A 14,132-nucleotide genomic window follows, 5' to 3' on the forward strand; every position below is an offset into this window, starting at 1 on the left:
TGGTTCTTGTGGCAGCCGCAAACGCTGGTAAAATCGGTCTCGACTACTACGTAATGCCTTACCTCCGCAAGCTGTTCCACAAAAAAGGCGATGCCGGAACGCAAGCTCCAACACCTAAGCAACCGTTGAACGATATGAAACGCACGGCGTAACTGCCAGGCATATATAGAAGAAAGCCCGCCGGATGGCGGGCTTTTTTTCTATTTAATATCTTCTGTTTCGACCCACGGCACCCCAAGCACACAGCTCGGCGATTACTGCACCTGCGAGAACCGAAGGTCTCGGCAACCCTTATTTTCCAAATGCTTTGCTTCCACGACAGCGTAAGGAAAGAATAACCGCTAGACCTGTATTAATATACTTACTATACTTATATATTGACTAAGTTGAGAACCTTGGAATACAATGCAGTAGAATTCATCATAGAATAGATAGGTGATCTGAATAATGGAACAACACGCTTACCGCGTATTATTATTTTATAAGTTTGTCCGCATCGAGGATCCTGCCGCCTTCACTGCCGAGCATCTGCAATACTGCAAGGAGCTGGGAATCAAGGGCCGCATCCTGATCGCTGCCGAAGGCATCAACGGGACCTTGTCCGGGACAGTAGAGCAAACTGAGAAATATATGAACGACCTTAAAGCGAACCCGCTGTTCGCCGATATCGTGTTTAAGATCGATGAAGCCGACGGCCATACATTTAAGAAGATGTTTGTTCGCCACAAAAAAGAGCTGGTGACCTTCCGCGTTGATCAGGAGCTTGACCCTAACGTGATCAGCGGCAAGCGTCTCTCCCCCGTCGAGTTTTATGAGCAACTCCAGCAGGATGATGTAATCGTTCTGGACGGACGTAACGATTATGAGTATGATATCGGCCATTTTCGCGGAGCGATTCGGCCGGATATTGAATCCTTCCGCGAGTTTCCGGAATGGATTCGCCAGAATCTGAGCGAGTACAAGGATAAGAAAATTTTGACTTACTGCACCGGGGGCATCCGTTGCGAGAAGCTGACCGGCTTCTTGCTGAACGAAGGGTTCACCGACGTTGCTCAGTTGGAAGGCGGAATCGTGACCTATGGCAAAGATCCGCAGGTGAAAGGACGTCTTTTTGACGGCAAGTGCTATGTGTTCGACGAACGGATTTCCGTGCCGATCAACCGCACGGACGAGGACATCGTGATCGCCAGTTGCCACCATTGCGGTACGTCGCATGACCGGTATATCAACTGCCCGGTGTGCAATTTGCAATATGTCTGCTGTGAGGATTGCGAAGAGGAACACCAGGGCTTCTGTTCGGAAGCGTGCCGGGAAGCTGCTCTCGTCGCCTCACAAAGTTAAGAACCGCCGGAACTATCACCCGAAAGGGAGTGTCTCATATGAATACGAAGAAAGACCTTTCCACCCGCGAGCGGATTCTTCATTTAATGAAAACCGCCGGACCTCTGAGTGCCAAAGAGCTGACGACCGAACTGCAGATCACGGAAATGGCGGTCCGCCGCCATCTCGGCACGATGGAACGCGACGGGCTGATCGAATCGAAAATGGTTCGGCAGACGGCAGGACGCCCCACTGCTGTCTATGGGTTAACCGAGCTGGCTGAGGGACTTTTTCCTAAGAGATATCATTCGCTGACGCTGGATCTGCTGGACGAATTGGCCGAGGAGAGCGGCGAAGTCATGGTGGACCGCCTGTTCGATCGCCGTAAGGAGAAGCTGAGCCGCAAATATATGACCGAGATGCAAGGGAAATCGCTGACCGAAAAGGTGCGTACACTCTCGGAGATTCAAAACGACAACGGGTACATGACGGAGCTTCAAGAAACCGATGGCGGCGAATACGTGCTGATGGAGCATAACTGCCCGATCTCGCAAATCGCGAATCGTTACAATCATGCCTGCGATTGCGAATTGAAGCTGTTCGAATCGCTGCTGGATGCTGATGTCGAACGTACGGAATGTTTAGCCCAGCAAGGGAGAAAATGCGTGTATGTGATCCGTCAGCGGGAGCAGTAAGGGAAGAATATTCGCCTATTAAAGAAAAAAGCAGCCTGATGGCTGCTTTTTTGGTTATATATCATAGACGGCTAACTCGTCCTCAATGGCTTGCTTCACGAGCTGGATACACTCTTCCGTCGTCTTGGCAAAGACGCGTTTGCCGTTCACCAGTGCATAAGGTCTGAGCTTGCATAAGCCACATAAACTAAGACAGTCCTGACGCATTACGGCAATTTCGGGGTATTCCTCTTCCAGCTTCTCCAGCTCAAGCGCGCTCATCAGGTTGCTGTCGCACACCTCAACGATTACGATGCCCAACCCCATGACGTCTTTCACCCCAAACTATTAGGCTAATGATGCTTGAACCCTCATTATGAAATTCACGAACCGATTTGTCAATGGCTGCGAACGATTTAACATACTTAATATACATATATGTTGACTAAGTCGATCTGCGGATTTATAATTAGTCTTGTCGGAATTACTACTACATATTGAAGAAAGGATGGATTTAGAAATGGCACATCAATTACCTGCATTGCCTTACCCGAACAACGCGCTTGAACCTCATATCGATGAAACAACGATGATGATTCACCATGATCGTCACCATAATACGTATGTAACGAACCTGAATGCAGCTCTGGAATCCGCTCCAGAATTGCAATCCAAATCCGTTGAAGAACTGATCAGCGATCTGGACAGCGTGCCAGAGAGCATCCGCACTGCTGTTCGCAACAACGGCGGCGGCCATGCGAACCACTCCCTCTTCTGGGAAACCATCGGCCCGAACGGCGGCGGCCAACCTTCCGGCAAACTGGCTGAAGCGATCAACAACGAGCTGGGCGGCTTCGACAAATTCAAAGAAGACTTCACAAAAGCAGCTACCACTCGCTTCGGCAGCGGCTGGGCTTTCCTGGCCGTAGATGCTAACGGCAAATTGTCCGTATACAGCCTGCCTAACCAAGACTCTCCGCTGATGGAAGGCAAAACGCCAATCCTTGGCCTGGACGTATGGGAGCATGCTTACTACCTGAAATACCAAAACAAACGTCCTGACTACATCGCCGCTTTCTTTAACGTCATCAACTGGCCTGCAGTTGAGAAACGTTATGAAGCAGCGCTGAACAAATAAGTTTGCGTGTTGGCGTAACGCCTGCACGAACGCATAAGGGTGTCCACTGGACCGGTTAACCGGCTCGGTGGGCACCCTTTTTTTCATGTAACCCGTGGGCCCTATCCTCTCCGAGCAACGGACTCTCGTACAACCAACGTCGGCGGGACCTGCCAGTGAATCTTCTCTCGGGAACGCCCAAGGTCAGACAAGAGCAAGCTTATAGCGGCATCGCACATCCGCTCCTTCTCCACCCGCATCGTCGTCACATGTAACCCTTCGCTGTTGACGTAAGGCAAATCGTCAAATCCGGCGATCGAGACATCCTCCGGGAATCGTTGGTTTCGCTCCTTCAAGAGACCAGCCAGCAAATAAGCAATGCGATCATTCCCGCAAAAAAACGCCGTCGGCCATTCCTCTAATCCATCCAGAAATTGCGCAATTTCCGCCGTAGTATAATCATATCCCTTGGACGTCGTCAAGCAAGCCGCCTCCCGAATCATGAGCCCCTGCTGTTTCATCGCTCTCTCAAAGCCAAACCAGCGCTCCTCATGACTGGTCGACAGATTCGTGGGTCCGATAAACCCAATGTCCCGATGGCCGGCTTCAATTAAATGAGATACCGCCGTATAGGCCCCCTCTATATTATCCGAGGTGACAGCCGGACAAGGCAGATCGTGATAGTAGGAATCCATCAGCACCAGCGGCGTGTCCAGCTCCCATATCCGCTCCGCATACGCCCGGTCCACAATCCCAAACAGAATGACTCCCCGGTACGGAATATCGGTGAACGGTCCCGGCAGCAAACGTGCTGCTTCCATCTCTCGGTCAAGCGGGGTGATAACGGCGTTAAGCCCTTTTTTGCGCGCGCTTCGTTCCAATCCCCAAATCATATCGTGAAAAAACTGAAAATGATCATTATCCTGATAGCTCATGATCCGTTCGGGAACGAGCACCAGAATATTCGCTTGTCCGCTCTCATGGTGCGCGTATGGGCCATACCCCAGCTCTCGCGCGGTTTCGTGCACGCGACGGCGCATCTCCTCACTGACGCCCTTTTTGTTCATTAGCGCCAAGGACACCGCATTTTTAGAAATTTGCAGCCGGTCGGCGATATCCTGCATAGAGACTTTCTTTTTGCGCCCCATTCTTTTCATTCCTTTCGAATCATGCTACACTTAACCTACATAGTACTTTACAAATATTTATTTTGTCAAGTTTGTCAAGTTATGAATCTTCACTTCCACAGGAGGAATGAACGTTGAGTTATGCAATTGGTATCGACATCGGGGGCACAAAAACGGCCATCGGGTTGATTGGCAAGGACGGTGAAGTGCGGGCGAAGGTTTCACTGCCGACCGATCAGACGGTAGGGCCTGAAGTGATGGTCGACCGGATGGCTGCAGCCATCCAAGACATCATTACCGCCCAAGGTATCGCAGAGTCCGAGCTTCTAGGCATCGGCGTTGGTGCTCCCGGCCCACTTAACACGAAGGAAGGTAAAATCGCCGAACCGCCGAATCTGCGGGGCTGGTGGAACTTCCCGATCGTCGACTCACTGAAGCGCTATTTCAGTCTGCCGATCCGACTGGAGAACGACGCGACCGCTGCGGCCCTCGCGGAAAAATGGCTTGGCGCTGCCAAGGATGCGGACCACTTCGTGTTTATCACAATTAGTACGGGGATTGGAGCCGGGATCTACTCCCACGGCAAGCTCCTCACTGGAGCAAGCGGGAATGCCGGCGATGTCGGTCATATCGTTGTGGATCCGTCCGTCGGCACCTGTGTGTGCGGGCAGAAGGGCTGCTGGGAATTCGTAGCCTCCGGCACCGCGGTCGCTAGACAAGCTTCGGCGCTGTTGGGCCGTGAGGTTTCTTCTAAAGAAGCTTTTGATTTGGCGGCGGCTGGGCAACCTGTGATTCAGGAGCTTGTAGCCAAAGTCTTCGAAAATATCGGCGTTGGCTGTGTAACCCTCATTAATACGTTTGATCCGGAGAAGCTGGTCATTGGCGGCGGTGTATCTCAGGTTGGCGAGCCGTTGTTCAACGCGGTGCGGGACTACGTGTCCAAGTACGCGCTGAATCCTTCGGGCCGTCAAACCCCTATTGTTCCTGCTGCGCTTCATCAAGACGCTGGCTTGATTGGCGCCGCTGCCCTAATCCATATTCCATACTGATCCTACAGACAAAAGGAGTCCGATAACGATGAATGAACCAATTTTTTTGCAGCCGATTTTCCAAGAACGCATTTGGGGCGGCACCAAGCTCAGAGATTTGTTTGGCTATGACATCCCCAATGACCACACCGGTGAATGCTGGGCCGTATCCGCTCACCCGAACGGGCAAAGTGTAGTGAAGAACGGGCCGTACCAAGGCATGAAGCTGGGGGATTTGTGGACCTCTCATCCGGAGCTGTTCCGCTCCTCGTCCAAGGTGTTCCCATTGCTGACGAAAATTCTCGACGCCTCCGACGACTTGTCGGTGCAAGTGCACCCAGACGATGAGTACGCTGGCAAATACGAGAACGGCGAGCTGGGCAAAACCGAATGCTGGTACATCGTAGATGCCGAACCGGGGGCTGTCATCATTTACGGCCATGAAGCCAAAACCAAAGAAGAACTCGTCTCGATGATCGAAAACGGCGAGTGGGATCGCTTCCTGACGAAAGTACCCGTGAAACCAGGTGACTTCTTCTATGTTCCAAGCGGCACGCTGCACGCCCTGGGGAAAGGCATCGTTGTGCTTGAAACGCAACAAAGCTCGGATACCACCTACCGTGTGTATGACTATGATCGCCGTGACAAAGACGGCAACACCCGTGAGCTTCATCTGGAGAAAGCGATCGACGTCACCACCGTTCCGCAAGCGTATGTACCGGTAACCTATGAAACTAAACAAAAAGACGGTCTGGCAATCACCTCATTCGTCTCCAACTCCTTCTTTACGGTGGAAAAATGGAACGTATCTGGCAATGCTGAGGTTGCGCCAAACGAGAAATATACGATCTTTAGTGTACTCGCTGGCAGTGGAACGCTGACAGCTGGTGAACACCGCTACGATTTGGTGAAAGGCGACCATTTCATCCTGCCAGCAAATTTCGGACCTTACCGTTTCAGCGGTGAACTGGAATTCATCATGTCCCATGAGTAATTAAAAAGGACCGAGATGCCATCTAAACTGGTCCCCATAGACTAGACACTTTGAAAAAAGGGGTTTAGGCTGTGGGGATTTATACTTGTACTAACATCCAGGACGGAGGACATCATGATTAAAAAACTTTTCACCGAATCGGAAAAAGAACATTAGATTTAGCCACGGATACAATTGAGCAATTTGCTTATCTCTAGAAGTACTGTCAATTAAAATTAACCGTTACATCCATTACTACAACATTTATAGATATCAATGGGAACGAAAAAAGATGACCCCTGTGTAATACAGTAATCATCTTGATCTAAAAATGCTCGATACTCTATGCATCTTTATATTTAAATTATAATCTCGTTCCGTATACTTCACTATCCTTACTGCTAATATCTTCACTGCCCATACTGTTCAAAATTTTAAGGAAAACAGGCTTCCAACCTACTCTCCTGTGCTAGCCCAATCTGCATTCAGATGTAACTCGCGGTATTTTCCCGGTGTGATCCCTTCCTTCTTACGGAAGGTTGCCACGAAGTGGCTGACATCATTAAAGCCCGTTTGCTCGGCCACCTCGCGAAGGGCACGATTAGGATGCTGCAGCATGATCTTCTTCGCTTCACGCAGACGCAACTGAATAAGATATGAGTAGGGGCTCATATCAAAAGCCTGCTGAAACAGTTCATGCAGCGCGTTCATGCCAATATGGGCATGTTCTGCAATCTCCTGCAAGCCGATGTTATCAGCTAAATGCTGTTCCATCCAATGGACGATGGGTTGCAGCTTGTTGTAGTATTGTGACAACGACGGGCGGTTATTCAGCATACCGAATTCGCGCAACTGCATCAAGAAATAATAAAGATCTGTAGATACCTCAATCTCGCTATGGGATTCCGCCTGATCGATACGCCGGAACAAGTCGTTGAACAACGCGCCAAAGGACTGCTCCTCCCCCTCCTCGTAGAAGGTCGAGGCATTCATGTTCAAGGACTCCATAATCGACGCCGCGGACGCTCCGCCAAATGTAATATAGATGGTCGACCAACGATCCGACACCGGATAATAGCTATGCGGGGTAAACGGTTTCAATAATACACCCTTTCCTTTGGTGAGCGAAACCGCCTCACCGAGCAATTCAAAGCGACCCTCGCCCTCCAATGTGTGAAGCCAGTGATAATAAGGATAACCTTCAGGGCGTTGAAAAACACGCTCCCATGCGCTATAACCGATCGACTCCAAAAATAAAGGAAGCGAACGCTCGATCGACGAAAACACATAGCGAATGTTCTCATCTCCCCAGTCCAAAAGCTTCACCACCCCTGCATTGTTACCTTTATTATGTAGGATGGCTTGCTTTCCTTTCAACATCATTTTCGGGTCATTCTTCCAAAAATGCATCTAGAGAATTCAGCTTGTTGCCGCTATAGTCAAACAGCGTCAAATTGGACCAGTTGTTTTCATGCCCGACTGACCAGGTTGGCTTGGACGGAATCCAGCAAGGTTCCCAATAATAAAGCCCCAAACCAAGCCCATCAGGCACCTGTTTAATGCGTCGGATCAATTCCTCCAGCCACTTTTTTTGCCCTTCTACCGTCGGCGGAAAACCGGGATACACCCATTCTTCCTTATTAAAGATCAGCGGCTGCTCGTCCGGCGACATCATCGTCCATGGATAAGCCACTTCTACCACGACAATCGGCTTCCGGTAACGCCCAGCCAAATCATACAGATTGTCCGTGAATTCCTCCAGAGTGCCATGCCACCATGAATAATAAGAGAGACCGATAATATCATAATCCGTGTTGAACTCCGCTAGCTTGTCAAAAAAGAAACGGCTGCCCGCATTATCGCCGCCGCGGTCGATATGGATCATAACAGGAATCGGCTGCCCCTCCTTGGGAACAGCCCGCACGCCGCGAACACCAGCAGCGATCAGCGCGGCCAGCTTCTCCCATTGCTGCGGCGTATTGTACTCGCCATCGACGCGCCCCTCATCCCAGATCATGCCGTTGGTAATTTCATTTCCCACCTGCACCATATCCGGCAATGCCCCTTCAGCCTCTAACTCTTTTAAGAAGGAAGCCGTAAACTCCTCCACCTGCTTTACAAGCTCCGGAAAGCTCAAGCCGACCCAAGACTTCGGCATATGTTGCTTGGAGGGATCTGCCCAATAATCGGAATAATGGAAGTCCAGCAAAAAATGCAGCCCTTTCTCCTTGATTCGCTTCGCCATCTTGATCGTTTTTCGCGGATTGCAGTAATCGAACTCCGGATTGTTCCACAGGCGCAAGCGGGCGGAGTTCACTCCGCTGTCCTTTAAAATATCCAACACATCGCGCTTTCGGCCATGTTCATAAAACGCGCCGCCCTCACTTTCAATTTCATCGACAAAAGAAATGTCCGCACCTTTAATAAATTCTATGCTCATTTTCATCCACTCCTTCTCTCTTTGCCGTTAACCTTTGGTACCGCCGGCAGCGAGTCCTGATATAAAATACTTTTGCAAAAACAAGTAAATCCCGGCAATCGGAACGGCGATTAATATCGCTCCAGCTGTAAAGACCGTGAAATTACTAGAGTATTTTTCGGTGACAAAATGGTACAAGCCGACCGCCAACGTATATTTGCTCTTATCATGCAGAATGATCGATGGCAAAATAAAATCGAAAATCGGCAGCATAAAGTTAGTCAACGCCACAATCGCTAAAATCGGTGTAATTAAGGGCAGCAAAATCTTGATGAACACACGGATCGGCCCAGCCCCGTCGATCTTCGCCGCATCGTCCAACTCCCGAGAAATCGTGTCTAAATATCCCTTCACCAACCACGCATTAAAAGGAATCTGACCGCCAACATAGATCATAATCAGCCCAATCAAGGTGTCTAACAACCCGATCAAATTTAAAAAGATATAGAGCGCAACCATCGCCATCATAACCGGAAACATCTGCAGCAGCAGGAACACGTACATGCCGCTTTTTCTGCCGACAAACTCAAATCTCGACAAGGCATACGCTGTCATTGATGTAAACAGGATGGACAATAGGCTGCTAATTGTTGAAACATAGAGTGTATTTTTGTACCAGATGAGATAATTGCTCTCCGGGCTGGTGAACAACCAGCGGTAATGCTCCAGCGTCGGCTCCTTGGGGATAATGCTAGACGAATACAAGCTGGTGCCGGCGTTAAAGGACAGGCCGATGGCCCACGCAAGCGGATAGCAGATCACGATCGTCATCAACCCGATGACCAGATAGATCGCTGTTACTTCCAACCGGGATTTCATGCGCCTGCTCATGAATGATCACGCTCCTCTTTAAACGACTTGGTTCTTCTGAATTGGAAGAAAGCGAAGGCGATCACAATTATCCCGATAATCAGGGAGATGGCTGCCGCCATGTTGTAGTTGTTCGTCGTAAAAGTGAGCTTATACACCCAGGAAATCAAGATATCCGTACCGCCGGCCGTCTGCCCGCGAACCGCAGGTCCCCCGCCATTAAACAAATAAATGATATTGAAATTGTTAAAGTTGGACGTGTACTGAATGATTAATAATGGTGCTGTGGCAAACAGCACATGCGGCAAGGTAATATAACGGAATTTCTGCCAGCGCGTACCGCCGTCCACATCGGCAGCCTCGTAGGTATCATGGGAGATGCTCTGCAGCACACCCGTAAATAACGCAAACAAAAACGGAAAACCTAGCCACACCTGAATACTGATCAGGGCAATCTTCGTAAACAACGGATCGGTCAGCCACGGGACTGGAGCGATATTGAACCGGGCTAGGATCGTACGATTGATCGCACCGAATTGATCGTTAAACAACGCGGAAAAAATCATGATCGTCACAAAGTTGGGAATGGCCCACGGCAAAATGAGAATCGTGCGGATCAAACGCTTGAAGCGAATGCGCTTGTCGTTTACCAGCACCGCCAAAAATAATCCCAGGCCAATCTGCAGCGTTGTTGAAACAATCGTCCAGACCAATGTCCAGGACAGCACCTTAAGAAATGACTGGTTCCATATCGGCACCGTTACGAGGTTGATAAAATTGTCAAACCCTACCCAATCGACCAAATTTCGCGGCGGAGAATGGTACAGATCATAGTTGGTGAACGCCAGCGAAATTGCAAACAACAGCGGAAAAACAACGACAAAAATTAATAAAATAAATCCGGGTACGGACAAAATATAAGGAATGCTGTTCATGTACGCTTGCTTTATCGTTTCACGCTGCTTCGGGCGCTGCCAGCCTCTGGCGATTTGCTCTGCCTGCCTTTTGGCGTCCCTGACGTTAAGAACATAAATTACCGCAGCAATCCCGAGCATGAGGAGCGACAGCAGTCCATACACCAGCAGAAAGATCGAATGGTCCACCTTCGGGATCGTCCCCAACGTGACGATCCCCCAGAGACCCAATCCAATAAAATCAGAGAAGGTAATAATAAATGCGAGTTCAATCAGGATAAGTATAATTCCTTTGATATAGCTGCGATTGTACAGCTGCCCCAGGCCAGCAAACAGAATGGACAACACCATCGCCAGCCAGGGCCGGTGCTTCTGATGTATCCCTGGTGTTGGATGCCCTAATGGTACAGCATTTTGCTCTCTCATGGATGATTCCTCCAAAGTACGATATCGTCACTGACCCGTCGCCTTGATTTGGGCCGCGATCTGCTCTGTAACTTCATCTAATACAGACGGCGGATCCTCCCCTTGCACGATAAAATCAACGGCACTGTCCATGTTCCAGACAGCACTCATCTCCGGAATGTTCGGCATCGCTATCCCGCTTTCAATCTGCTGCACGAATCCGCTATACAACGGATCGCCAATATTTTGTTGTGCATCTGGCCGGGCCGGTATTTCCCCCGTGTTCTCGTAATACACTTCCGAACTGTCCGAATTGGTCAGGAAAAGCGCAAGCTGCTTCGCCCAGGACGGATGCTCGGAATAGGCGGAAATAAACCAAGACTTCACCCCAACGAAGGAAGGCGCAGACTTTCCGTTCACTGTCGGAATGGATGCTGTCCCGAGCTGATCTCCCAGCTTATCGGAGTAGGTCTTCATTGCCCATAACCCGTTGATAACCATACCGGCCTTACCCTCCAGAAACAGCGTATCCATCACATCACTGGTCATCGTTACCGGAATACCCGTGCGCTTGATAAAGTCGGCAAAGGCGGTCATGCCCTGTACCGAGCCTTCATTGTTCAAACCAAGATCAGCCGGATCATACTTGCCATCCTTCTCGCCAAAAATATATCCGCCATAATTCGTAATAAACGGAATCACGTAATAAAAATCCGGTACCATCAGAAACGAATACTGATCCTTGGTGGGATCTGTCAACGCAGCGGATAGCTCGGCAACATCCTCCAGGGCAGCTGGCACCTGATCGATCAGCGCCTTATTGTAGTACACCGCATAGGTTTCAATCGAGATCGGGAAGCCATAGATTTGTCCCTCGTACTGTACCGCATTCAGGGCCGCCTCGCTGTACTGCGCACGCTCCTGTTCCGAAAGCTCCACTGGATCAGCCAAACCTTGCACGACAATATCACCTAAACGATCCTGCGGCTGATAGAACAGGTCAGGTCCATTCCCCGCAGGAGCGGCCAAGGCCAGCTTTTGCACCTGCTCGGAGCCGCTGACAGGCACGACTTCCACCGGAAGTCCCGTCTTCGCCGTAAACTCGCCTGCAAGCTGCTCCACCGCTGTCACATGCTTGGCATCGTCATTCGACCATATGATCAATTTATCCGGTTTTTCGTCCTCCCCGCTTCCCTGCTCTTGTACGGCAATCCCTCCATTGCCCCCTCCGTTATTGTCCTCATTGCCGTTTAGCTGCCCCGTCCTGTCGGGTGCACAAGCCGAAAACGCCAGCATGATCATACAAATTAACGAGAATACCATTGTTTTTCTCATTCTCATGTTCATTTCCCCCTTCTCTTCACCTGCTAACGAATCAACCATCAATTTAAATATAAAACGCTTTCAGATTGGTTTATATATAATAAATCTTTGCTACCCGTATAAAAATTCTCCCTCTCCATAGCAAAAAAAAAAAGCAGCTCCAGCAAGACAAAGGCTCGCTGAGGCTGCTTCGAACCGCTGGCGTCAGTTCGTTTTATACAGCTTGACGTGGTCAAGATTCATCCAGTTGTTCGCGTTGGCCTTAGAATAGACGCCGATTTCAATTCGGCCATTAGTGACTTGAATATTCTCGATTTTCACCTTTACCCATTTTTCCGGACTCACGGGAAGATCCACATTACGCTCTGATCCGCCATAGTTCTTGGCATACAGCTGAACCGTATCTTGCCCTCCGCTGTTAAGCACCCAGGCTGACAAAGTATAGGTGCCGTTGGACAATCCAGTGATATTCTGATAGGTGGACGCTTCATACGTGGTGTCGAGCCAGTGCGTAAGTTTGTAGCTACCGGTAACGCCATTGTTCTCGACCTTGATGGCTTGATATGATGCGGTATTGGCCGCCCAGCGGTTCCAAGCTGTTGGCGTCGTTGTCCAGCCATCCGCTTCAAAACTCGGGTTGGATACAAGGTTCACCGGGGTGCTTTCAGTAAATACAGAAACCGTTGATAACAGATTGCCGGAAAAATCGAACAACGTCTGGTTGTCCCACGGATTGGACAATAACCCGGTATCATTATTGTACAGCTTGCCTGCCTCACTTCCCCAATGAGCCCCTTCTACCGGCAACCATGTCGGCTCCCACCAGAAAATACCGCGGCCATGATTGTTCGGCACGTCTTGTACAATTTCTTTCAGATCCCGCAAATATGCCGTCTGGCCCGCAACCGATGCCGGATAGCCGCCAACTTCTTCTTCTGTCGTATAAAAAGAGTTGCCCAGACCATCGCCATCATCCAACGTAAATCCATACGCCGTTTCGACGATCATCACATCCTTATTGTAGCGGTTGCTAATGGCATTCAAATTGTAAGCCAGTTCCCCCATCGTTCCATGCCAGAACGGATAATAGGTTAAACCGATAATGTCGTAATCGACATTTTGCTCTTCGATTTTATCAAACCACCAGGTATACAAGTTGTTGTCGCCTCCATGGTCCAGATGCAGTACGATCTCGATATCCTCGCCCGCTGCCAGAGCCGCATGAATCCCATTAATGGCCGAGGTTAACAATTCGCCAAGTTGGGTAAAATCATCGATCCCCCCACCGACTTTACCGTCATCCCACAGAATACCGCTGCTGGCTTCATTACCGACCTGCACCATATCCGGCAGCGCGCCCGCAGCTTTCATCTGCGTGATGACGCTGTTGGTATAATCGTAGACAGCCGTGAGCAATTGGCTGTAGGTTAAATTTTGCCACGCTTTCGGTTTATTTTGCTTTCCCGGATCGGCCCAGAAATCGCTGAAATGGAAATTGAGCAAGACATCCATACCCAGAGCCTTAGCTCGCTGAGCAAGCGATATCGTCGTCGCCAGATCATTTGTTCCGCCGTCGTACGGATTGCCATCACTATCGTAAGGATCAACCCAGAGACGCAATCGGACTGCATTCATCCCATGATCGCTCAAAATCTCCAATGCATCCTTCTCTACCCCATTATCGTAGAACTTTCCACCCCGTTGCTCCACCTCATGGAGCATGGATACATCCCCGCCCATAATAAAACTGCTTGAAGCTTTCGCCTTCGGTGCCGGAATAATTGCAGGCACAATCAGCACAAATACAGAAGCCAAAGCGATAATCTTCAACCACGCCCTCATTTACCTTGCAACTCCTTTTTATATAATAATTTCTATATCTAAATTATAAAGCGCTTACATATCGGCTTATATATAATAAAACTTTCACAGCTATATAAAAATGTTCACTTTAAAATGATA

General features: G+C 49.6%; 14 protein-coding genes and 1 pseudogene. 7 read left to right on the forward strand and 8 right to left on the reverse strand.

The features are described from left to right. From PBA01S_RS23410 to PBA01S_RS21245, 3 genes and pseudogenes are all read left to right on the forward strand, one after another. Positions 1-152: pseudogene (locus PBA01S_RS23410) on the forward strand (Crp/Fnr family transcriptional regulator); the annotation flags it as partial. 295 nt (positions 153-447) lie between these two features. Next, positions 448-1,341 (forward strand): oxygen-dependent tRNA uridine(34) hydroxylase TrhO, encoded by an 894-nt coding sequence (gene trhO / locus PBA01S_RS21240; RefSeq protein WP_028540295.1) that lies wholly within the window; start codon positions 448-450, stop codon positions 1,339-1,341. A 38-nt stretch (positions 1,342-1,379) separates the two neighbouring features. Further along, positions 1,380-2,015 (forward strand): helix-turn-helix transcriptional regulator, encoded by a 636-nt coding sequence (locus tag PBA01S_RS21245; RefSeq protein ID WP_028540296.1) that lies wholly within the window; start codon positions 1,380-1,382, stop codon positions 2,013-2,015. A 54-nt stretch (positions 2,016-2,069) separates the two neighbouring features. Here PBA01S_RS21245 and PBA01S_RS21250 read toward each other — a convergent pair whose 3' ends face one another. Beyond that, positions 2,070-2,321, reverse strand: a complete 252-nt coding sequence (locus tag PBA01S_RS21250) for a YuzB family protein (RefSeq protein ID WP_016311557.1) — start codon at positions 2,319-2,321, stop codon at positions 2,070-2,072. A gap of 193 nt (positions 2,322-2,514) precedes the next feature. Between PBA01S_RS21250 and PBA01S_RS21255 the strand changes: the two genes are divergently transcribed. After that, positions 2,515-3,132 carry a superoxide dismutase gene (locus PBA01S_RS21255; protein ID WP_016311556.1) on the forward strand — a complete coding sequence of 206 codons (618 nt, stop codon included), beginning with the start codon at positions 2,515-2,517 and terminating at the stop codon, positions 3,130-3,132. 101 nt (positions 3,133-3,233) lie between these two features. Here PBA01S_RS21255 and PBA01S_RS21260 read toward each other — a convergent pair whose 3' ends face one another. After that, a complete protein-coding gene (locus PBA01S_RS21260; protein ID WP_028539798.1) occupies positions 3,234-4,259 on the reverse strand; it encodes a LacI family DNA-binding transcriptional regulator in 1,026 nt (341 codons plus the stop codon). Positions 4,260-4,372: 113 nt separating this feature from the next. Here PBA01S_RS21260 and PBA01S_RS21265 point away from each other — a divergent pair, with 113 nt between their 5' ends. The 3 genes from PBA01S_RS21265 to PBA01S_RS21275 all read left to right on the forward strand — a co-directional run bounded on the left by PBA01S_RS21265 (position 4,373) and on the right by PBA01S_RS21275 (position 6,546). After that, positions 4,373-5,287, forward strand: a complete 915-nt coding sequence (locus PBA01S_RS21265) for an ROK family protein (protein WP_028539797.1) — start codon at positions 4,373-4,375, stop codon at positions 5,285-5,287. Positions 5,288-5,315: 28 nt separating this feature from the next. Next, positions 5,316-6,260: a mannose-6-phosphate isomerase, class I gene (manA, locus tag PBA01S_RS21270; protein ID WP_127576684.1), complete on the forward strand. Its 945-nt coding sequence runs from the start codon at positions 5,316-5,318 to the stop codon at positions 6,258-6,260. Positions 6,261-6,441: 181 nt separating this feature from the next. Next, positions 6,442-6,546, forward strand: a complete 105-nt coding sequence (locus PBA01S_RS21275) for an IS3 family transposase (protein ID WP_085279826.1) — start codon at positions 6,442-6,444, stop codon at positions 6,544-6,546. A 149-nt stretch (positions 6,547-6,695) separates the two neighbouring features. Here the strand turns inward: PBA01S_RS21275 and PBA01S_RS21280 are convergent, their stop codons facing one another. The 6 genes from PBA01S_RS21280 to PBA01S_RS21305 all read right to left on the reverse strand — a co-directional run bounded on the left by PBA01S_RS21280 (position 6,696) and on the right by PBA01S_RS21305 (position 14,012). Further along, positions 6,696-7,622 carry an AraC family transcriptional regulator gene (locus PBA01S_RS21280; RefSeq protein WP_255315409.1) on the reverse strand — a complete coding sequence of 309 codons (927 nt, stop codon included), beginning with the start codon at positions 7,620-7,622 and terminating at the stop codon, positions 6,696-6,698. A gap of 7 nt (positions 7,623-7,629) precedes the next feature. After that, complete coding sequence (locus PBA01S_RS21285; RefSeq protein ID WP_307719283.1) at positions 7,630-8,679, reverse strand: glycoside hydrolase family 53 protein; 1,050 nt, start codon at positions 8,677-8,679, stop codon at positions 7,630-7,632. A gap of 27 nt (positions 8,680-8,706) precedes the next feature. Further along, entirely contained in the window at positions 8,707-9,549 is an 843-nt protein-coding gene (locus PBA01S_RS21290) for a sugar ABC transporter permease (RefSeq protein ID WP_085279819.1), read from the reverse strand. Continuing rightward, positions 9,546-10,868, reverse strand: coding sequence for a carbohydrate ABC transporter permease (locus PBA01S_RS21295; protein ID WP_085279820.1), 1,323 nt, complete (start codon positions 10,866-10,868; stop codon positions 9,546-9,548). The genes PBA01S_RS21290 and PBA01S_RS21295 overlap by 4 nt, the downstream gene beginning before the upstream one ends. Before the next feature lie 27 nt (positions 10,869-10,895). After that, positions 10,896-12,188 (reverse strand): sugar ABC transporter substrate-binding protein, encoded by a 1,293-nt coding sequence (locus tag PBA01S_RS21300; RefSeq protein WP_127576685.1) that lies wholly within the window; start codon positions 12,186-12,188, stop codon positions 10,896-10,898. Between the two features lie 186 nt (positions 12,189-12,374). After that, positions 12,375-14,012, reverse strand: coding sequence for a glycoside hydrolase family 53 protein (locus tag PBA01S_RS21305; protein WP_127576686.1), 1,638 nt, complete (start codon positions 14,010-14,012; stop codon positions 12,375-12,377). Positions 14,013-14,132: the final 120 nt, after the last annotated feature.

Source organism: Paenibacillus barengoltzii NBRC 101215, from assembly GCF_004000745.1.
Lineage (GTDB): Bacteria > Bacillota > Bacilli > Paenibacillales > Paenibacillaceae > Fontibacillus > Fontibacillus barengoltzii.

Excerpts from the sequence above, each read along its gene's own strand:
- trhO (WP_028540295.1), top strand. The coding sequence starts at position 448 with ATGGAACAACACGCTTACCGCGTATTATTATTTTATAAGTTTGTCCGC.
- PBA01S_RS21245 (WP_028540296.1), top strand. The coding sequence starts at position 1,380 with ATGAATACGAAGAAAGACCTTTCCACCCGCGAGCGGATTCTTCATTTA.
- PBA01S_RS21250 (WP_016311557.1), bottom strand. The coding sequence starts at position 2,321 with ATGGGGTTGGGCATCGTAATCGTTGAGGTGTGCGACAGCAACCTGATG.
- PBA01S_RS21255 (WP_016311556.1), top strand. The coding sequence starts at position 2,515 with ATGGCACATCAATTACCTGCATTGCCTTACCCGAACAACGCGCTTGAA.
- PBA01S_RS21260 (WP_028539798.1), bottom strand. The coding sequence starts at position 4,259 with ATGGGGCGCAAAAAGAAAGTCTCTATGCAGGATATCGCCGACCGGCTG.
- manA (WP_127576684.1), top strand. The coding sequence starts at position 5,316 with ATGAATGAACCAATTTTTTTGCAGCCGATTTTCCAAGAACGCATTTGG.
- PBA01S_RS21280 (WP_255315409.1), bottom strand. The coding sequence starts at position 7,622 with ATGATGTTGAAAGGAAAGCAAGCCATCCTACATAATAAAGGTAACAAT.
- PBA01S_RS21285 (WP_307719283.1), bottom strand. The coding sequence starts at position 8,679 with ATGAGCATAGAATTTATTAAAGGTGCGGACATTTCTTTTGTCGATGAA.
- PBA01S_RS21290 (WP_085279819.1), bottom strand. The coding sequence starts at position 9,549 with ATGAGCAGGCGCATGAAATCCCGGTTGGAAGTAACAGCGATCTATCTG.
- PBA01S_RS21295 (WP_085279820.1), bottom strand. The coding sequence starts at position 10,868 with ATGAGAGAGCAAAATGCTGTACCATTAGGGCATCCAACACCAGGGATA.
- PBA01S_RS21300 (WP_127576685.1), bottom strand. The coding sequence starts at position 12,188 with ATGAGAATGAGAAAAACAATGGTATTCTCGTTAATTTGTATGATCATG.
- PBA01S_RS21305 (WP_127576686.1), bottom strand. The coding sequence starts at position 14,012 with ATGAGGGCGTGGTTGAAGATTATCGCTTTGGCTTCTGTATTTGTGCTG.